At 53.0% G+C, this 17,831-nt stretch carries 17 protein-coding genes; 12 read left to right on the plus strand and 5 right to left on the minus strand.

The features are described 5' to 3' along the window. Positions 1 to 2: 2 nt before the first annotated feature. A complete protein-coding gene (locus tag KNP95_RS08650; protein ID WP_021067983.1) occupies positions 3 to 491 on the minus strand; it encodes a PTS sugar transporter subunit IIA in 489 nt (162 codons plus the stop codon). A gap of 460 nt (positions 492 to 951) precedes the next feature. On the opposite strand from KNP95_RS08650, the gene KNP95_RS08655 reads away from it, so the two are divergent. Further along, positions 952 to 2,862, plus strand: a complete 1,911-nt coding sequence (locus KNP95_RS08655) for an endonuclease MutS2 (protein ID WP_214836647.1) — start codon at positions 952 to 954, stop codon at positions 2,860 to 2,862. Positions 2,863 to 2,952: 90 nt separating this feature from the next. Continuing rightward, complete coding sequence (locus KNP95_RS08660; RefSeq protein WP_058765330.1) at positions 2,953 to 3,660, plus strand: hypothetical protein; 708 nt, start codon at positions 2,953 to 2,955, stop codon at positions 3,658 to 3,660. 29 nt (positions 3,661 to 3,689) lie between these two features. On the opposite strand, the gene KNP95_RS08665 is transcribed toward KNP95_RS08660, so the two are convergent. Further along, positions 3,690 to 4,259, minus strand: a complete 570-nt coding sequence (locus tag KNP95_RS08665) for a hypothetical protein (RefSeq protein ID WP_214836650.1) — start codon at positions 4,257 to 4,259, stop codon at positions 3,690 to 3,692. 142 nt (positions 4,260 to 4,401) lie between these two features. Here KNP95_RS08665 and KNP95_RS08670 point away from each other — a divergent pair, with 142 nt between their 5' ends. From KNP95_RS08670 to KNP95_RS08695, 6 genes are all read left to right on the plus strand, one after another. Then, entirely contained in the window at positions 4,402 to 5,049 is a 648-nt protein-coding gene (locus KNP95_RS08670; RefSeq protein WP_214836653.1) for a response regulator transcription factor, read from the plus strand. Then, entirely contained in the window at positions 5,049 to 6,320 is a 1,272-nt protein-coding gene (locus tag KNP95_RS08675) for a HAMP domain-containing sensor histidine kinase (protein WP_214836656.1), read from the plus strand. Before KNP95_RS08670 ends, KNP95_RS08675 begins: the two co-directional genes overlap by 1 nt. Next, positions 6,311 to 7,051 (plus strand): AAA family ATPase, encoded by a 741-nt coding sequence (locus tag KNP95_RS08680; RefSeq protein WP_214836849.1) that lies wholly within the window; start codon positions 6,311 to 6,313, stop codon positions 7,049 to 7,051. The genes KNP95_RS08675 and KNP95_RS08680 overlap by 10 nt, the downstream gene beginning before the upstream one ends. A 212-nt stretch (positions 7,052 to 7,263) precedes the next feature. After that, on the plus strand, positions 7,264 to 8,115 hold the full coding sequence (gene licT / locus KNP95_RS08685; protein ID WP_214836659.1) for a BglG family transcription antiterminator LicT: 852 nt from the start codon (positions 7,264 to 7,266) through the stop codon (positions 8,113 to 8,115). 98 nt (positions 8,116 to 8,213) lie between these two features. Next, the gene (locus KNP95_RS08690) at positions 8,214 to 10,067 is read left to right on the plus strand and encodes a beta-glucoside-specific PTS transporter subunit IIABC (protein ID WP_058765340.1); all 1,854 of its coding nucleotides are present in this window, start codon (positions 8,214 to 8,216) and stop codon (positions 10,065 to 10,067) included. Positions 10,068 to 10,076: 9 nt separating this feature from the next. After that, a complete protein-coding gene (locus KNP95_RS08695; RefSeq protein ID WP_031200425.1) occupies positions 10,077 to 11,528 on the plus strand; it encodes a glycoside hydrolase family 1 protein in 1,452 nt (483 codons plus the stop codon). 120 nt (positions 11,529 to 11,648) lie between these two features. Here KNP95_RS08695 and KNP95_RS08700 read toward each other — a convergent pair whose 3' ends face one another. Then, positions 11,649 to 12,122 carry a DUF6188 family protein gene (locus KNP95_RS08700; RefSeq protein ID WP_125318031.1) on the minus strand — a complete coding sequence of 158 codons (474 nt, stop codon included), beginning with the start codon at positions 12,120 to 12,122 and terminating at the stop codon, positions 11,649 to 11,651. 200 nt (positions 12,123 to 12,322) lie between these two features. On the opposite strand from KNP95_RS08700, the gene KNP95_RS08705 reads away from it, so the two are divergent. Together KNP95_RS08705 and KNP95_RS08710 are read left to right on the plus strand one after the other, a co-directional pair. Further along, on the plus strand, positions 12,323 to 13,840 hold the full coding sequence (locus KNP95_RS08705) for a sensor domain-containing diguanylate cyclase (RefSeq protein ID WP_214715207.1): 1,518 nt from the start codon (positions 12,323 to 12,325) through the stop codon (positions 13,838 to 13,840). Continuing rightward, a complete protein-coding gene (locus KNP95_RS08710; RefSeq protein WP_021067996.1) occupies positions 13,837 to 14,331 on the plus strand; it encodes a hypothetical protein in 495 nt (164 codons plus the stop codon). Before KNP95_RS08705 ends, KNP95_RS08710 begins: the two co-directional genes overlap by 4 nt. Before the next feature lie 39 nt (positions 14,332 to 14,370). On the opposite strand, the gene KNP95_RS08715 is transcribed toward KNP95_RS08710, so the two are convergent. Both KNP95_RS08715 and KNP95_RS08720 read right to left on the minus strand, forming a co-directional pair. Further along, positions 14,371 to 15,243, minus strand: a complete 873-nt coding sequence (locus KNP95_RS08715; protein ID WP_029596338.1) for an ROK family protein — start codon at positions 15,241 to 15,243, stop codon at positions 14,371 to 14,373. 16 nt (positions 15,244 to 15,259) lie between these two features. Beyond that, a complete protein-coding gene (locus tag KNP95_RS08720) occupies positions 15,260 to 17,044 on the minus strand; it encodes a type I phosphomannose isomerase catalytic subunit (RefSeq protein ID WP_058765346.1) in 1,785 nt (594 codons plus the stop codon). Positions 17,045 to 17,185: 141 nt separating this feature from the next. Between KNP95_RS08720 and KNP95_RS08725 the strand changes: the two genes are divergently transcribed. Next, complete coding sequence (locus KNP95_RS08725) at positions 17,186 to 17,482, plus strand: PTS sugar transporter subunit IIB (RefSeq protein WP_021067999.1); 297 nt, start codon at positions 17,186 to 17,188, stop codon at positions 17,480 to 17,482. Between the two features lie 4 nt (positions 17,483 to 17,486). Then, on the plus strand, positions 17,487 to 17,831 hold the full coding sequence (locus KNP95_RS08730; RefSeq protein ID WP_021068000.1) for a PTS sugar transporter subunit IIA: 345 nt from the start codon (positions 17,487 to 17,489) through the stop codon (positions 17,829 to 17,831).

The raw sequence follows: 17,831 nt of genomic DNA on the forward strand, positions 1-17,831 counted from the left end.
AGTCATTGTTCCGCTTGAGCGACGACGGTCTTCCCAGGAAGCGATGGGCCGCCTGCATGGAACGAGTATGGCTGTTCCAAAGCGCCTCCGTTCGTGATGACCATTGGGGTGACCGTGTCTTTTCCGGCTTGCCGGATTTGTTCCAAGTCGGCTGTCAAGAGTGGCTGTCCGGTCGTGACCGTGTCACCGACTTTGACGTGGACATCGAACGGGCTTCCCGCAAGCTCGACCGTATCTAGTCCGACATGAATCAAAATTTCAGCTCCGTCTCCCGAACGGAGCCCGATGGCATGCTTCGTCGGTGCGACTTGGACGATGGTCCCATCAGCCGGAGCGACGACGGTTCCGTCCGTCGGCATGATGGCAATCCCGTCGCCCATCATCTTCTCGCTGAAGACAGGGTCGGTCACTTCCTCAAGTGGAATGATGTCTCCTTCCATGGGTGCATAAAGTGTCAGTGTATGTCTCTTCATCCACTTATTCAATAACATAATCAAATCATCCTTTCGCTTGAAAAATGATTGTGAAAAAACAAAACAGGCATGGAGTATAGACGGGTGGCCTGAGCCTTTCGTCTTACCCCATGCCTGATCGAATCAGTCACATGTGATCATTATTCGTTTCGTCACCCTCAAGATAGCACGCCGATGTATAGATATCAAGACCTAATTTGAAAGCGTTCTCTAGAAATTTTACTTCTTCGAAAATCTGTTGTATAGTTAGGGCGAAACTGAATGAGAAAGGTGTTGCATGTTAATGAGTGAGGTTGTATCTGCCTAACGAACTGAAAAATGTTGGATGACGCGTCTTTTTGTCATGCCTTCATGTTCTGTTACAGATACCGCCCTTCATAAACTGCCAGACACCGGTCTGTCTTTTTGCGTTGGTCGTCATCGGCCGACGCTTTTTGTTTGCGCGGTATCTCCATCCCATTTTTAAGGAGACTCTATCATGAATGAACAAACATTAGACAAACTACAATATAACGACTTGATTCAACACGTCGAACGCTACTGCATCAGCGGATTCGGACGCAACTTGTTACGAAACCAGCGTCCGACGAGCCATTTGCAAACGGTGAAAAAACGGCTCCAAGAGACATCGGAAGCACGCGCAATTCTCGACGCGACGTCACACGTCCCCTTTATCGGGGTATCCGATATGGAACCACTCATCGGTAAAATCAGCCGGGGCATCCAGCTCGAGGCAAGCGAACTCGAAGCCGTCGCCGAATTTTTCCGGGGTGCCCGGAAACTGAAGCGGTTCATGGCCGAGCAGGCGTTCTTTGCACCGCTCTTGTCCCTTTACGCGGGAGAGATGAGCGAGTGGCGCAGTATCGAGGAAGACATTATCCAGTCGATTCGCGGGGGACGTGTCGTCGACGAGGCGTCCAAAGAATTGAAACGGGTCCGCAAACAAATCGACATTCTCGAAGGACGGATTGAGGAGCGGTTGAGCAAGTTCTTGAAGAGTGCTGCGAACCGGGAAGCGATTCAAGACGGCTTTGTGACGAAGAAACAAGACCGATTCACGATTCCGATCAAAGCGTCGTATAAACATAAAGTCGCTGGGGCGATCATCGACACCTCGAGCCGCGGTACGACTGTGTTCATCGAACCGGAAGCGGTGGCGAAGCTGAACGCGGAACTCGTCGTCAAACGGACGGAGGAAGCAGTCGAAATCTATCAAGTGCTCGCCACGCTCACCGGCATGGTGGCGGAAGCGTTGCCGACCATCGAGGCGACGCTCGACGTCATCGCCCAATACGATATGGTGTTCGCGAAAGGGAAGTATAGCCAAGCCATCGATGGCATCGCCCCGCGCGTGAACGGTGTCGGAAAAATCCGTTTGAAACAAGTCCGCCATCCGCTCCTCGAACGGGCGGTCCCGCTCGACTTCTCGCTCGGGGACACGTACCGCGGTCTGATTATCACCGGACCGAACGCCGGCGGGAAGACGGTCGTCTTGAAGACGATCGGTCTGCTCAGTTTGATAACGATGAGCGGGCTTCATATCCCGGCCCATCCGGACACGGACATCTCGACGTTTGACGACGTATTCGTCGATATCGGGGACAACCAGGATATGGGGTCGGCGCTCAGCACGTTCTCGGCCCATATGCATAACGTGGCGAGCATCATGCAGAAGGCCGGGAAACGGTCGTTACTATTATTCGATGAGATCGGAAGCGGGACTGAGCCGAACGAGGGAGCGGCCCTCGCCATCGCGATTTTGGAAGAGGCATATAAGCGCGGCTGTCTCGTCGTCGCCTCGACCCATTACGGCGAAATCAAAGCGTACTCCGAGACGCATCCGGACTTCATGAACGCGGCCATGCAGTTCGACCCGGACACGCTCGAACCGAAGTATCGGCTGTTGATTGGGCAGTCCGGCGACAGCAACGCCTTATTCATTGCCCGGAAAATGAAATTGCCCGAATCGATTTTGAAGCAGGCGGCCCGCTATATGCACGACAAGACGTACGACCAGTCGCTCCTTGATGCGACGCGACTGACACAAGAAGTCGTCCGCCCTGTCGTCGAACCTGACCAAATGCTAGTGAAGGGTGACCGGGTCCGCCTGCTCGAGACGGATCAAGTCGGTCTTGTCTATGCGATGGACGAATCGTTGCGCCAAGTCACCGTGTATGTCGACGGTGTCTTCAGTGAGCAACCGCTCCGCCGAGTTCGACGCGAGGCGAAAGCGCTCGACTTGTATCCAGCTGGTTATGACCTGGAAACGTTATTCATCGATTACCGGGACCGGAAAGAAGCCCATGACTTTGCTCGCGGTTCGAAGAAGGCGCTCCGTCGCGTCGAGAAAGAGATTCGGGCGCGGCAACGTGCCGAACGAGGCGAATGAGTGTATCCGGGAAGACACTCGGGTAAGGAACAAGGACCGGGAGTCATCACGTACAGTTCGGCTTTCGGGTAACGTGTCGGAGGTGACTGGATGTTTTGGTTAAGCTTGTTGTTCGCCATCGGATTTGCCTTGATTCACTACTTTTCAGGACAGTTGATTCACGTGCGCGAGACGCCGCGGAGCCGGTTTCTGTCACTCGCCGGCGGAGTCGCCGTCGCGTATGTGTTTCTTCATCTCTTGCCTGAACTGAACGAATATCAACAAGAACTCGAAGGACATCTCGAGAGCGGACTGTTCGCTTCAATCGAGAATCATATCCTCGTCGTCAGCATGCTCGGTCTGGCAGTGTTTTATGGCTTGGAACGGTTGGCCACGCAAATGAAACGGCGTGGCAACGGCAGCGTTTTTTGGATTCACATGGCGTTGTTCATCGTCTACAACTTCAGTATCGGCTATGTGCTCGCGGAGAGCGAGTTCGATACGGCATGGGCGATGACACTCTACTTTGTCGCATTAGGGATTCATTTCATCACGGTCGACCAGGGTCTGAGGCATCACCATCAGGAGTCGTACGACAGGCGAGGCCGATTGTGGTTGTCGTTGGCCGTGCTTGCCGGGTGGAGCGTCGGCGCATTTTCAGCGCTCCATGAAGTGACGCTGTCGATGATTGTCGCGTTCTTGGCCGGGGGGATTATTTTGAACGTCATGAAAGAAGAGCTGCCAGAAGAACGAGACAGCAGCTTTCGCGCGTTTGCTGTCGGGCTCATCGGATACGCTTTACTGTTATTAGCCATATGAAAAGGCAACCCTCGCGGTTGCCTTTTTGCTTACAGTGAATTGGTGCTCTGATTGTCTACGTTATCATCGGCCGCAGGTGTGTCCTCATCTTGGTTCGGGCCACCGAATTGACCACCGTGATGAGGGCCATGCCCGCCTCCGTGACGTCCACCGCCAAAGCCGCGCATGTCGCCTAAGTCGTCGTAACTCGTGATGTCAGCAAAACGTTCTTCGTGGTCGGCAAGAATCGCGTCGGCCTCATCTTGCGTCAAGTCACCGGATTCGATGGCTGCCTCAAGTTTCGCTTCATGAGAAGTGATGATCGCCTCGATGAACTGTTCGATGGTGATCCCTTTTTCTTCCGCGAGTTCAGGAAGCGATTGTCCTTCTTCTCGCGCTGCTTCCACCTCGTCTTCGGTCAAACCGAGCGCCTCGAGCAAAGCGGCCTGCCCGGCTGCCCGGTCACCGAACATGCCCCGCTCGCCGCGTTCTCCGCGTTCGCATTGGGTCGTCGTTTCCGTTCCGTCGGTTGTTGTCGTATCGTTCGTGGCGGCATAGACGCCGGTTCCTGAGACGGCAAGTAGGCCGGCCAGGGCGATGGCTAATTTAGATGTTTTCATATTAATCTCCTCCTTTACTACTTCAAGTGTAGGACGTGGACGTTCAAAAGTTGTGAGGGAGTTGCAAGGTTTCTGCAAATTGTCTTTGGGAAATGATGGGTTCGTTTCGCGATGCGATATAATGGGGGTGGAGGCGATAAAGATGAACGTACTCGTAGTCGAAGATGAACCGAAATTAGCGGACGGGCTCGCCCGCTTTTTAACGTACGCGGGGTTTCATGTCAGTGTGGCCGGCACGCTCGCCGAGGCGAAACGACAACTCGAGCAACCGTTCGATGCAGTCTTGCTCGACGTTCGTCTGCCGGACGGGGAAGGATGGACGCTCATTCCAAAACTGAAGGCGCTTAAGCCACGGCCGGCCATCATCTTGGCGACGGCACGAGGAGAGGCAGATGACCGTGTGTTCGGTCTAGAGCTCGGGGCCGACGATTATTTGGTCAAACCGATTGTGTTAAAAGAACTCGAAATTCGTCTGAAGCGTCTCGTCAAACAGACGGACGAGATCTCGTTCGGCGACATGACGGTGGACGCACGTTCTCGCACGGTGATTGACGCCGGGCAAGCGATTCGAATGACCAATAAAGAATATGAGTTGTTACTCTACTTCTTGAAGCATAGCGGAGAAGCACTCGATCGGAACCGCCTACTCGACGAGGTGTGGGATTACACGTTCGCTGGGGATACGCGGACGGTCGATACACACGTCAAACAGTTGCGCGACAAATCACCGACGATGAAACGGCAATTGAAGACGGTGCACCGCGTCGGTTATCGATTGGAGGAAGTCTGATGAGCCGTTTGATGAAGAAATTGCTTTGGACGGCAATCCTTCCCCTCGTCGTCATGGCGTTGCTCACGTTCGGCCTGACGTCGCTATTGATTGGACGTTTCGCTGAGACAGAGAGCTATGACCAATTAGCGCGTGAAGCAGATATCGTCTACGAGGCTCTCGTGGATGGGCGCGGCATACCCGGACAGCTCGATGTCCTCGTGTTTCAAGACGGGGAGGCGGTCAATCTTGAGCGGGGAGGTAGGATGCGTCGACAGATGACGCCGATGCTCGACCCGGACGGATTGTCCGAACGAGACGAGGTCAGCGTGAACGGGATGCGGCTATTGACGTTCCTGCGGGAAGAAGGAGATGTTCAAATCGTGACGTATGCACCTGTCCCGCTGTCGAACCCTCAGTTTCGCCAAATTTATGTCATTCTCGGCAGCGGTTTTTTGCTCGCACTCCTCGTCGCCATCGGTGTCACGTATTGGATGGGTCGGCGTTTGACGTCCCCGCTCATCGAGCTGAAGCAGGCGGCCGCGTCCATCATGTCGGGTCGTCATGATCTCACATTGCCACCGGTCACCGACGACGAAATCGGCGATTTGACGGAAGCGGTCCGTCAAATGAACACGTCGCTCGAAGAGAAAGAGCGACTGCAAAACACGTTCATCTCGGGAATCACGCACGACGTCCGCACCCCGCTCGCCATCGTCCGAAACGAGGCAGAAATGCTCGAGCTCGGTGTCGTCAAACAAGAAGATGTGGCCGAGACGGGACGTAGCATGACCGAAGAAGTCGATCGCATCGACCGGCTCGTCACCCAGATGCTCGAATACTCGAAGCTATCGGCAGGCAAGCTGGCGCTCACGATTGAGACTGTTCACATGAATGAATTGATTGAAGCGACGGTCGCGCGGATGGAGGAATGGTTCCGTCACAAGCAAGTGACGGTCACACTTGAACTCGTCGAGGACGCGGTCGTTCAGGCGGACCGGTTGGCGATGGAGCGCATCCTGTCAAACTTTCTTCAGAACGCGTATCATGCGAGTCCGATTGGCGGAATGATTACAATCAGGCTCACCGAGCGACGGCTTGAAATCGAGGATGACGGTCCGGGCATCACAGCATCGATGCGTGCCAACATCTGGGACATGTATGTGAAAGGCGACCGCTCGAACGGGCACGGGCTTGGTCTGGCTATCAATAAGCTGTTACTCGAGGCACAAGGGCTGTCGTACGGGATTGAGTCGAGAGAGGGGGCACTGTTTTGGATCGAATGGGAATAAACTTATTTTTGCGGGGTGTGCGCTTGGAACGGGACCGGATTGAGACACCTGGCTATCCGTTCTCGCTACCGATTTTTGAGGGGTTTGATGAACTGACGATGACGAAGTCGGTCACGTTCTTGGTCGGCGAGAATGGGAGTGGAAAATCGACGTTGGTCGAAGGAATGGCCATCGCCGCCGGATTCAATCCGGAAGGTGGGGCGACGACGTTCCGCTTCGAGACAGAGGCAACGCATAGCCCGCTGTTCGAGGCGCTCCGTCCGATTCGGGGTGCCTATCGACCGAAGGACGGATTTTTCCTCCGGGCCGAGACGGCATATCAATTGTCGAGTTATGTGGATGAGATTGCACGAACGTCGCCCGACCCGGAACGGTTCTATGCGTCTTACGGCGGTCGATCGCTCCATGAGCAATCGCACGGGGAGGCGTTCTTGTCGCTCATGCTCCATCGTTTCCGAGATGGCGGGCTCTATATATTGGACGAGCCTGAGGCCGCCTTGTCCCCGATGCGACAGTTGACGATGCTCGCAAGGATGCATGAACTCGTCCAGTCGGGCAGTCAATTCATCATTGCGTCCCATTCACCAATCCTCATGTCGTATCCTGACGCCGACATTCTCCAAGTTGAGACGGGACTTCGGCCGACGACGTTCGACGAACTCGAGCACGTCCGTGTCATGCGTGACTTTCTAGCGGCACCAGAACGGATGCAACGCATCCTGTTCGAGTGAAAACGGTCACGGTGTAAGCGTTTTATTTTTATGTTGACGTCAAGATTTCAAGGGAGTATGCTAGTAGCGAGAAGAAGAAAATCCATTTTGGGATTGTTACTGGTCAAGCAGGCAAAACCTAAATTGATGCCGATCATCCAAATTTGGGCGGACCGGTGTGAATTTAGGTTTTTTTCTTTTCACTCGAACTTGAGCGGAGGTGAATTGATTCCATGCAGATTTCAAAAGTGTTCAACAATAACGTCGTGGCCATTCAAGCGAACGGTCAAGAACAAGTCGTCATGGGACGGGGGATTGCGTTTCAAAAACGTCCGGGTGATGCGATTGATCAAGCGCGGATTGAAAAAGTCTTTACGCTCGAGAGTAAAGAGAGCCACGAACGGTTCGTTCATTTTTTGAATGAGATGCCAGCGGCGGAGATGGATACGGTCAAAGAAATCGTCAAGTTGGCGGAGACGCGGCTTGAGAAGTCGGTCCATGATTCGCTATATGTGACCCTCGCCGACCACATCCATTTCGCCCTCAGTCGGTATCGGGATGGAATCATCATTCGGAACCCACTTGTTTGGGAAGTGAAACGATTTTACGGACCCGAGTTCACCATCGGGAAAGAAGCGGTCGCCCTCATCAATGAACGGCACGACGTCAAATTAGACGAAGACGAGGCGGTCGCCATCGCGCTCCATCTCGTCAACGCGACGATGTCGGGCGCCAAAGGTGAAAATTTGCATCTCGTCACCGAGATGACACGCGCCACACAAGCAATCCTCACAATCATCACGTACCACTTTCAAATTGATTTGGATGAAGAATCATACGCCTATTCACGATTCTTGACCCACTTGAAGTATTTCGTCCAACGGCTTGCCTCGGGTGAGAAGATTAAGCAGGGGGGCGACGAGACACTGTTCGAGATGGTGAAGCTGCGCTATCCGGATGCTTACGAATGTGTCGAGAAAATCGCCGGTCTAATCGCCACGAAGTACAGTTACGAAGTCTCGACCGATGAGCGGTTGTATATGATGATTCATATCGAAAACTTAATGAAAGAACGACGATCCTAAGGATGGTTACTGATGATGCAGGCCAAACCTAAATGACGACACCTCCCGTGTGCGTTCATTTAGGTTTTCTTTTTACCCAAATTGAAGGAGTGAACAGTATGAGCCAAACAAAAACGCTCGCCGCGGACATCATTCGTCACGTCGGCGGGAAAGACAACGTCAAAAGCGTGTTCCATTGTGCAACACGGCTACGTTTTAAATTGAAAGATGAACAGAAAGCCAATCCTGAAGCGTTAAAAAATCATGACGGCGTCATCACGGTCGTCCAAAGCGGCGGTCAATTCCAAGTTGTCATCGGCAACAACGTCCCATACGTCTATCAAGACGTGGTCGAGGCGGGTGGATTCCAGACGTCATCGAACGACGATACGGAAAAAACGGGCGTCTTTAACCGTTTGATTGATGTGATTGCGGGGATTTTCACCCCGATTCTCGGTCCGATGGCCGGTAGTGGTCTATTGAAAGGGTTGCTCGCCATTCTCGTCGCCCTCGGCTTACTGACACAAGACATGGGCACATACATCGTCTTGAACGCAGCGGCCGACGCGCTCTTCTACTTCTTACCGGTCATCCTCGGCCATTCGGCAGCGAAGAAGTTTGGCGGCAATCCGTATATTGGGATGATTATCGGGGGTGCGCTCGTCTATCCGGCTATCGTCGCGATACAAGGTGCGGGCGAGTCACTCTCATTCCTCACGGTGCCAGTCGTCTTGATGAGCTACGCGTCCTCGGTCATCCCGATTATCTTGGCGGCGTACGTGTCATCGAAAGTCGAAACGTTCTTCAACAAACACACGCATGAGGCGGTCCGTAACTTCACGACCCCGATGATGGCACTCTTGATTGTCGTCCCGCTCACGTTCCTCGCCATCGGTCCGGTCGCAACATACGCGAGTCAAGGTCTCGCCGGCGGCTACTCGTTCTTATATGAACTCAGTCCAGTCGTCGCCATCGCTTTCATCGGTGCATTTTGGCAAGTGCTCGTCATGTTCGGTCTCCATTGGGGGCTCGTGCCGATTATCATCAACAACTTGGCAGTCGTCGGCATGGACACGATCGTCGTCGGAGTCCTCATGGCGACATTCGGTCAAGTCGGGGCAACGCTCGCCATCACATTGAAGGCGCGTGACCCGAAGACGAAAGGACTTGGTACCTCGTCGACGATCGCTGGTGTGTTCGGTATCACCGAGCCGGCGATCTACGGATTGACGCTCCCGCGTAAAAAACCGTTTGTCTTTGGGATGGTTGGCGGCGCGGCCGGCGGTGTCGTCGGCGGTATGCTCGGGACGGCCGCTTATGCGATGGGTGGTCTCGGCGTGTTCAGTATCCCGGTCATGATTCCGGCAACGGGCCTTGATATGACATTCTATGGTGCGTTGATTGGGATGGCAGTTGCGACGCTCGTCTCGTTCGGACTCACGTTCGCATTCCATAAAGAAGTAGCATCGGAAGAAACGTCGCCGCGTGTCGAACCAGCACCTGTCTTGACTGATCACGTCGGTACACCGGTCTCCTCACCGGTCAAAGGGGAAGTCGTCGCACTTGAGACCGTTCGCGATGAAGTGTTCTCGAGCGGCGCGATGGGGAAAGGGATTGCCATCATGCCGACGGAAGGCGTCGTCTATGCGCCGTTCGACGGGGAAGTCGTCACGGTCTATCAATCGAAGCACGCAATCGGACTCCGGTCGCATAGCGGTGTCGAAGTATTGATTCACGTCGGGCTCGACACGGTCCAGCTCGGAGGCCAACATTTCGAATCGTTCGTCACAGACGGACAACAAGTGACCGAAGGCGACGTGTTGGTGAAATTTGATTTAGAAGCCATTGCTCAAGCCGGTTACGACACGATAACTCCGGTAATTGTCACAAATACAGGGAATTACTTAGATGTCTTGCCGACACATAGCGGCATCGTCGAACCAAACCACGGCGTCTTGCGCGTCTTAGCCTAAAAGGAGGAAATGGATATGAAACAAGTAGCGAAAAACTTTTTATGGGGTGGCGCCACAGCGGCGAACCAATTTGAAGGCGGATATCAAGAAGGTGGCAAAGGACTGTCGATCGCGGATGTGATGCCGGGCGGCAAGGACCGGATGAAAATCATCCATGACCCGACGTTCGATTTCGAGTTACATGACGAGTATACGTACCCGAACCACGAAGGCATTGACTTCTATCATCACTACAAGGAAGACATCGCTCTCTTCAAAGAGATGGGCTTCAAGACATTCCGCATGTCGATCGCTTGGTCGCGCATCTTCCCGAACGGTGACGAACTCGAGCCGAACGAGGAAGGTCTTCAATTCTATGACCGCGTCATCGACGAGCTCGTCGCGCAGGGGATTGAGCCGCTCGTCACCATCTCGCACTATGAGTTGCCGCTCCACTTGGCGACAGCATACGGTGGTTGGCGTGACCGCCGCCTCGTGACATTTTTCGAGCGGTACAGCCGTGTCTTGTTCGAACGTTACCAAGGCAAGGTCAAATATTGGCTCACGTTCAATGAAATCAACGGGGCCCAATTCATGCCGATGCTCAGTCTCGGGATGGCAATCCGTGAAGGGGACGACCAGTTGCAATTGACATATCAAGGGTTGCATCATCAACTCGTGGCAAGTGCACTCGCGACAAAAGCAGCACGCGAAATCGACCCGTCGATGCAAATCGGCTGCATGCTCATCGCGGCGCCGGTCTATCCGTACAGCTCGAACCCGGAAGACATTTGGTACGCGCATGACGCCGAGCGCATGATGAACTTCTTCTGCGGCGACGTTCACGTTCGCGGTGAATATCCGTCGTTCGCGAAACGATTCTTCCGTGAGAACGGGATTGAACTCGTGATGGAAGATGGCGATCTCGAGACGCTAAAAGCACACACGGTCGACTTCTTCTCACTCAGCTATTATATGTCGCGTACCGAGAAAGCGGAGAAGACAGAAGACGAAGCAGCAGGGAACATTATGAGCGGTGTGAAAAACCCTTACTTGAAAGCAAGCGACTGGGGTTGGGAAATCGATCCGATGGGACTTCGCGTCATTTTGAACAAACTGTATGAGCGTTATGAATTGCCGCTCTTCATCGTCGAGAACGGTCTCGGGGCTTATGATAAGGTCGAAGCGGACGGTTCGGTCCATGACGATTATCGGATTGAGTACTTGCGTGACCATTTGAAAGCGATGGTGGAGGCGATTGAAGACGGTGTCGACGTCATCGGTTATACGAGCTGGGGCTGTATCGACCTTGTCAGCGCATCGACCGGGGAGTACAGCAAACGTTACGGTTTCATCTACGTCGATAAGCACGACGACGGGTCAGGGACGCTCGAGCGTTCACGGAAAGACTCGTTCTTCTGGTATCAAGACGTCATCCAGACGAACGGGGCAAGCTTGTTCGAGGACGAGACGGTGAAATAATAAAAGAGCGGCCGCGGCCGCTCTTTTATTATGCTTTCGTGATTTTTCGCAAAACGATGATGGCGAGACTGACGCCGCCGGCAATCAACATATACGTGAGAATCTCCGTCCAGGCTGCCATCAGACGTCATCTTCCGCGAAGACGGCCAAGTCTCCTTGAGGCATGGCGACGAGTAAAAAGTGCTCGCCTCCGAGCGGGCGGGCGTCCCCGGCCTGCCAACTCTCGTACTGCTCATGATAACCGTTCACGAACAGGACTGATCCGGATTCAAATGTAAGTTCAAGGTTGGGGTTGTCTTCTGTTAAACGGACGGAGCGGACGCGTTCACGTCGCAGTCCGACGAGGTGATGGAGTTGTTCGTCTTCGTTGAACGACGGACCCGATGAGTGGACGTACCAGGGTCCTTCGATTGAGAGCCAAGACTCGTTGCCGTCTCGTTTAAAGTAAAGTAGGTGATGGTTTGGGCCGGAACCGAAGTCGATTCCGACGAAGGAAGACGCGTTAAATAGATGTTGTAAAATCCGTGTAGCTTCTAGATGTTCGGTACGGGTCACGCTTCCACCTCGCTTAAATAGGTTAGTTAATTCCATCATTCCACGTTACTCCACTAAAGTAAACGAAAGGATTATGTGAAATCACTCATACGAGAGGTAGATAAAGACGTTCGACATCTTATGGAAAATACTTCAAGGAAGTTAAAAGTTTGGTCAGTGATTGGGCGAATTCGGTCCCGCCTTCAAGGATTCGATTTATAATCAAATGTATAGATGAATCGATGAAACGAGGGGTAACCATGGTTTATGGCTTATTGATTGGCGGCACTGTCCTAATCACCATCGTCCTCAACATCCTCCGGTTGATGACGACCCCCGCCCTGAATCGCTGGCTGCTCGCCGGGACGAGCAGTCTCGTCGTGATTTGGCACGGGGTGTTGTTCGACTTTTATGATTTGCATTGGTCCGTGCTGTTGTTGATTATGACGGGACTCGTCTGTTTTCACTGGAAAGGCATGACTGTTGCAATTATGGTCAGCTGGCTTTTAGTATACAGTCAATCCGGGATACTATCCTTTCCACTGTTGCTCAGTTATGTCTTCTTTGGATTAGGTGCGGCGTTGCTCTTCGGCTACGTCAAACAGTTGAAGCGTGAGCGATCGGGACGGTTACGGATGTTGACGGCAAGTTCTCGTCAATTGAACGTGTTTCGGGAAGTCAGTTTTACAATGCAAGACACGCTTGATCCGGACCGATTGCTGCAAACGATTTTGACATCGGTGACAGCGGGGCACGGGCTCGGGTTTAACCGTTCAATCATCTTTTTTGCGGATTTGGAAAAAGATAGCATTTACGGAGTGATGGGAACAGGACCGATGAATCCAGAAGACGGCTTTCAAATTTGGGAAGAAATTACGCGCCAACATTATGACCTCCAAGGACTGATTGATGAGAAGGAGACGGACTCGACGCACGATGAACAGTTGAACGAACGAATTCGGAAGATGACGATCCCGTTTCATGGCAACCACCTGTTCAAACAGACGCTCGATTCAGGACGACCGCTCCATGTCTACGCGAGCATCGCCGATGACCCGGTGCTGCGGATGCTACATACCGATTTACAAATGGATGAGTGTACGATTTTCCCGCTTCACCATCAAGGAATCCCTTACGGACTCCTTGTCATCGATAACGTTGTCAACAAAAAGCCGATCACCCCTCAAAAGATTGATAGTGTCCGTCCGATTGCGGAGCAAGCCTCGCTCGCGCTCCATCAAACGATGTTGTATCAACGTATCGAGACATTGGCACTTCGCGACGGCTTGACGCGTCTTAAAAACCATCGCTCATTCGAACAAGATCTGGACGTCTTATTCCGGGAGTGCGAAACGGACGAGCTGTCACTGATTGTCATGGATATCGATTATTTCAAGCACTTCAACGACACGAACGGGCACTTGGCTGGAAACGAGTTGTTGACGCGACTCGCGAGTGTCATTCGACGAAGCGTGCCGGATGAACAGATGGCGTATCGGTTCGGTGGCGAAGAGTTCGTCGTCCTATTGCCGCAGTATGACGAGGTCGAGGCGGCACAGGTGGCGGAAACGATCCGCAGCGCCGTGCTCGGAACGAACTTTATGAACGGAGAGCGACAACCGGGTGGGCAGTTGACGCTCAGCTTCGGCGTCGCTTCAAAGCATACCCTTCATGAACAGTCCCTCGAACAGTTGATTGAGTGTGCCGATCAAGCCCTCTATGCAGCCAAATCAAAAGGGAAAAACCAAGTCTGTCGTTGGGAAGGGGTAACGTTATGACCGAATTCAGTGTCATGATTATGACCGTCGCCTTTATCGGTTCGATTTTATTGACGAGTCAGCCGTGTTATCGTTTCGTGACAGGCAACCTGGCGCGACGCCACGCTACGGCACTCGGTGTCTCATTGAAAGACGTCTCGTTCTCGTTCGATCAAATGGTATATTTCATCGCGTTGCCGACGACGATTCCAGAAGTCCGCGATGCGGCGAAAGCAGAACTGGTCGTCGAACCGTATTATGAATCTTATTTCTTTCCAGAAGTGAACGGCGTGCAAGTCTCTGTGAAATCGGGGTCCGCCGTGACTCCTATCGCCTATTTGCCGATTGACGACTTCAGCCTTCCTGTGTTGGATCGATACTTAGAGGCCGGAAAGATTAATGAACGCGTCAACCGGACGATTCGGGAGCATATGATTGTCCATGACCGTACGCTCGAAGCGATTCGAGACGAGGTATATCATCACCTCCATGAAGATCGCCTGGCACAATAAAAGGGTTTCCATCACAGACTCGTGGTGGAAACCCTTTTTTCACTGCGCTAACATGTGAAACCGTGCGGCCCCGATCAAGTTGGCCGCGTTGAAGTGGGCACACGTCTCGAGATCGATGTGGAACGTCCCGAACGCATCACAGAGCGCATCCAAGTGTCGTTTGATGCCGTCTCGGACTTCCGGACGGCGACTGATGCCACCACCGATTAAAATCCGCTCCGGGTCGAGTCCGAATTGAAGATTGTACATGCCGATTGCGTTCCAGCGATAGAAGCGCTCTAATTCCGTTTGGATGACCGGATTGGTTTGAAGCGCGAACACGTCTTTTCCGGTAAGTGGACGACCGAGCTGTTCGCTGCAACGCTTGACGAGGACGGCCGTCGAACCGATGGCGCTCCATGTTCCATCTGGATGCGGCAAGTTCGGGTCCAAAATCCAGTACCCGTACTCACCGCCGTGGAAGTGTGACCCGACCATGAGGACGTCCGAGTCGACGAAGGCACCACCGATGCCGGTACCGATGACCACGGTCGCATAACGTTTCACGGATGCGGCCGCACCGTTCCATCCTTCTGCAAGTGCTGCCGCATTGGCATCGTTCAAGACGGTGACCGGTAAGTCGTAACGGTCTTCGAACGCCTGTAGAAACGGACGATTGTGGATATACGGCAATGCGCTGATGCCATGAATCACACCGGTCGTCGAGTCGACGGAGCCGGGCGCACTGAAGGCGATTCCGTCGAGCGGGGACTCAACGGTCGCTTCGTTAAAAATCACATCGACTTGATCAAGCAAGCCGTCCCACGTCGCTGGGGTTGGGACGTGTTTGTTCGACAGGAGGTTGCCGTCGGCTTGGACGACTCCGTATTTGATACTCGTACCACCGATATCGATGGCTAAATAATGTTGCATGTCTTGTTTCCACTCCTTATGGCAAGAACGCGGCCCCGATGACGCCAGCGTCGCCATGCAATTGCTGCAGGACGAGGGGGGTCGCTCCTCTCAAATGAGGGTATACTCGCATCGCGACCGCGTCTTGTAACTGATTCCAGTATAACGGAGCCGAAGCCGTCACGCCTCCTCCAAGAATGATGACGTCAGGATCGACCGTGTGGATGATATTGGCGAGACCGGTCGCTAAATCCTCGACGAACGTGCTGCATTCGATTTCGTCTGTCAAAAGCGTCATCGAATCAGTCATTCCTTTAGTGCGGGCACGTTCGTGAAGTGCCGTTCCACTCGCATGCGTCTCAAGCGCTCCGACGTTCAGCGTCGGATGTGCTGGTCCGTCCGTACGAATGATCATATTGCCGACTTCCCCGGCGCTACCATGAGCCCCGCTAATCAAATTTTGCTTATAGACGAAACCGCCGCCAATACCTGTGCTGACCGTGACGTAAAAGACGGAGTCGACATGACGACCGGCCCCAAATTTCGCTTCGGCGAGCGCTGCCGCATTGGCATCATTCTCTAACGTGACAGGTAGGCCGAGCAGAGTGCATAGCGGCTCCACGATTGTCTGATGGTGCCAGTTCGGGAGGTTCGGCGGGGTCAAGAACGCACCTCGTTTTAAGTCGAGCGGACCCGGTGCCGCGATGCCGACGTGCGTGATGTCATATTCGAGTTGGAATCGTTCGACGGCAAGCTTGATTTGGTTCAACAAGGTGTCGAGCGCAAGGTGCGGCTGTGTCTTCAATTTATATTGTTTCTCGAGACGCCCTTCTGTCGACACGACGGCGATTCGTGTGTTTGTGCCGCCCAAATCGATGCCGATGCGGGCTTTTTGTTTCGTTGGAGAGGATACACCGGTGACGAGGCACGTGGCCGTTCCGTCTAACTGAAATGACTGACCCGCTGGCAAAAGCAACGTCGCACCGATCTCGAAGGCCGAACCGTCAATCTCAAGTGTCCCTTCGACGACCGAGAGCAAACGGAACGTGTCCGTCGAGACGGATTCTTCGCGTTCGATCGTCCATTTTTCGACGAAGAAATACGGATTGCGCGTCAACTGCGTTCGGAAATGATCCAGTGACAGGGCAGGTTCCACATAGTCGAGATGGGGTGCGAAGGAGGCAAGGGTACCTTGATTGACGTGGAGATCACGTGTGCGGCCCGTCGTCGGTTCAGTGCGTCCGTAATCATAGAGACGGTACGTCGTATCCGAACTTTGTTGAATCTCGAGAACAGATACGTCTTTCGTCAAAGCGTGGACAGTCCCGGCCGGCACGTATAAAAAATCGCCGCGGCTGACAGGTTTTCGAATTAAACCGGACATGACATCACCAGCCTCGAGCGCCTGTTGTAACGTCTCTTTCGACTCGAACGTATGCCCGTAGATGATTTCTCCCCCTTCTGGCGCGTCGAGGATGTACCAGCATTCATTCTTTCCATACGGTTGACCCTCGAGCGACTGCGCGAGCTCGTCATCAGGATGCACTTGAATCGATAAATCATCGTTCGGGTCAATCCACTTGATCAATAACGGAAATACAGGTGAGTTAATGCCGAACAGTTCTGGATGCGTGGCATAAAGGTCGTCTAGCGTTGTCCCAATATGCGATCCGGCAGACACGACGGAACTGCCTTGCGGCAACGCCGAGGCGGTCCATGCTTCGCCGATCGAGACTTCATCAAAACAAAAACCAAAACGCTTTAAGCGGTCGCCTCCCCAAAGACGATATTGATAATGCGGCTGTAACGGGATGATTTTCATCGTCAATTCCCTCACTCTCATTTATTATCATATACACTTTTAAATTTAAAAACTAAACAAACTTTAAATCAAGTATATACATGAAATAAATCATGTGTATAATAAAACTTGTAAACGATTTCAAAAAAGGAGTGGTCGAACATGAAGAAGGTATTACTTGCTTGTAGTTCAGGAATGTCGACGAGCCTGCTCGTCACGAAAATGCAACAGCACGCGGCGTCAATCGGGGACGAAGCGAAAATTTGGGCAGTCGGTCAAGACCAGGTCGGTAAGGAGATGGAAGAAGCGGACGTCATCCTCATCGGACCGCAAATGCGCTTTTTGCTCGACAAATTGAAAGCGCAAACATCGAAACCGGTCGAAGTCATCGACATGATGGCCTACGGAACGGCGAATGGGAAAGCAGCGTATGAGCAAGCAATCAAATTGATGGGGTGAAGTCATGGAAGGAACGGAAGAGTTAACGTTAGAACAGATGGCGTTCATGATGATTTTGCATAGCGGGAACGCTCGGAGCACGATTCAAGAAGCAATCCAAACGTATAAGAACGGTTCCTACGAAGCGTTTGAAGCGCAGCTAGCGACAGCACGTGAACAGTTAAAAGAAGCGCATCAGACGCACTTCGGTCAAATTCAAAAAGAGGCGAACGGGGAGAAGACGGACATGTCACTGTTGCTCCTTCACGCCGAAGACCATCTCATGTCGACTCAGACGATGCTCGATTTGACGGCAAGCCTGATCGAGATGATGGAGCAAAAGATTGTAAATCCTAATCAAGAAGGGTGA

It is taken from the genome of Exiguobacterium sp. s36, from assembly GCF_018618345.1.
GTDB lineage: Bacteria > Bacillota > Bacilli > Exiguobacteriales > Exiguobacteriaceae > Exiguobacterium > Exiguobacterium chiriqhucha.

Bases quoted from the DNA above. Each gene is read 5' to 3' on its own strand.
- KNP95_RS08660 (WP_058765330.1), top strand. From the start codon at position 2,953: ATGTTTTGGTTAAGCTTGTTGTTCGCCATCGGATTTGCCTTGATTCAC.
- KNP95_RS08720 (WP_058765346.1), bottom strand. From the start codon at position 17,044: ATGAAAATCATCCCGTTACAGCCGCATTATCAATATCGTCTTTGGGGA.
- KNP95_RS08695 (WP_031200425.1), top strand. From the start codon at position 10,077: ATGGATATGAAACAAGTAGCGAAAAACTTTTTATGGGGTGGCGCCACA.
- licT (WP_214836659.1), top strand. From the start codon at position 7,264: ATGCAGATTTCAAAAGTGTTCAACAATAACGTCGTGGCCATTCAAGCG.
- KNP95_RS08675 (WP_214836656.1), top strand. From the start codon at position 5,049: ATGAGCCGTTTGATGAAGAAATTGCTTTGGACGGCAATCCTTCCCCTC.
- KNP95_RS08715 (WP_029596338.1), bottom strand. From the start codon at position 15,243: ATGCAACATTATTTAGCCATCGATATCGGTGGTACGAGTATCAAATAC.
- KNP95_RS08700 (WP_125318031.1), bottom strand. From the start codon at position 12,122: ATGATGGAATTAACTAACCTATTTAAGCGAGGTGGAAGCGTGACCCGT.
- KNP95_RS08725 (WP_021067999.1), top strand. From the start codon at position 17,186: ATGAAGAAGGTATTACTTGCTTGTAGTTCAGGAATGTCGACGAGCCTG.
- KNP95_RS08710 (WP_021067996.1), top strand. From the start codon at position 13,837: ATGACCGAATTCAGTGTCATGATTATGACCGTCGCCTTTATCGGTTCG.
- KNP95_RS08705 (WP_214715207.1), top strand. From the start codon at position 12,323: ATGGTTTATGGCTTATTGATTGGCGGCACTGTCCTAATCACCATCGTC.
- KNP95_RS08670 (WP_214836653.1), top strand. From the start codon at position 4,402: ATGAACGTACTCGTAGTCGAAGATGAACCGAAATTAGCGGACGGGCTC.
- KNP95_RS08690 (WP_058765340.1), top strand. From the start codon at position 8,214: ATGAGCCAAACAAAAACGCTCGCCGCGGACATCATTCGTCACGTCGGC.
- KNP95_RS08665 (WP_214836650.1), bottom strand. From the start codon at position 4,259: ATGAAAACATCTAAATTAGCCATCGCCCTGGCCGGCCTACTTGCCGTC.
- KNP95_RS08650 (WP_021067983.1), bottom strand. From the start codon at position 491: ATGTTATTGAATAAGTGGATGAAGAGACATACACTGACACTTTATGCA.
- KNP95_RS08680 (WP_214836849.1), top strand. From the start codon at position 6,311: ATGGGAATAAACTTATTTTTGCGGGGTGTGCGCTTGGAACGGGACCGG.
- KNP95_RS08730 (WP_021068000.1), top strand. From the start codon at position 17,487: ATGGAAGGAACGGAAGAGTTAACGTTAGAACAGATGGCGTTCATGATG.
- KNP95_RS08655 (WP_214836647.1), top strand. From the start codon at position 952: ATGAATGAACAAACATTAGACAAACTACAATATAACGACTTGATTCAA.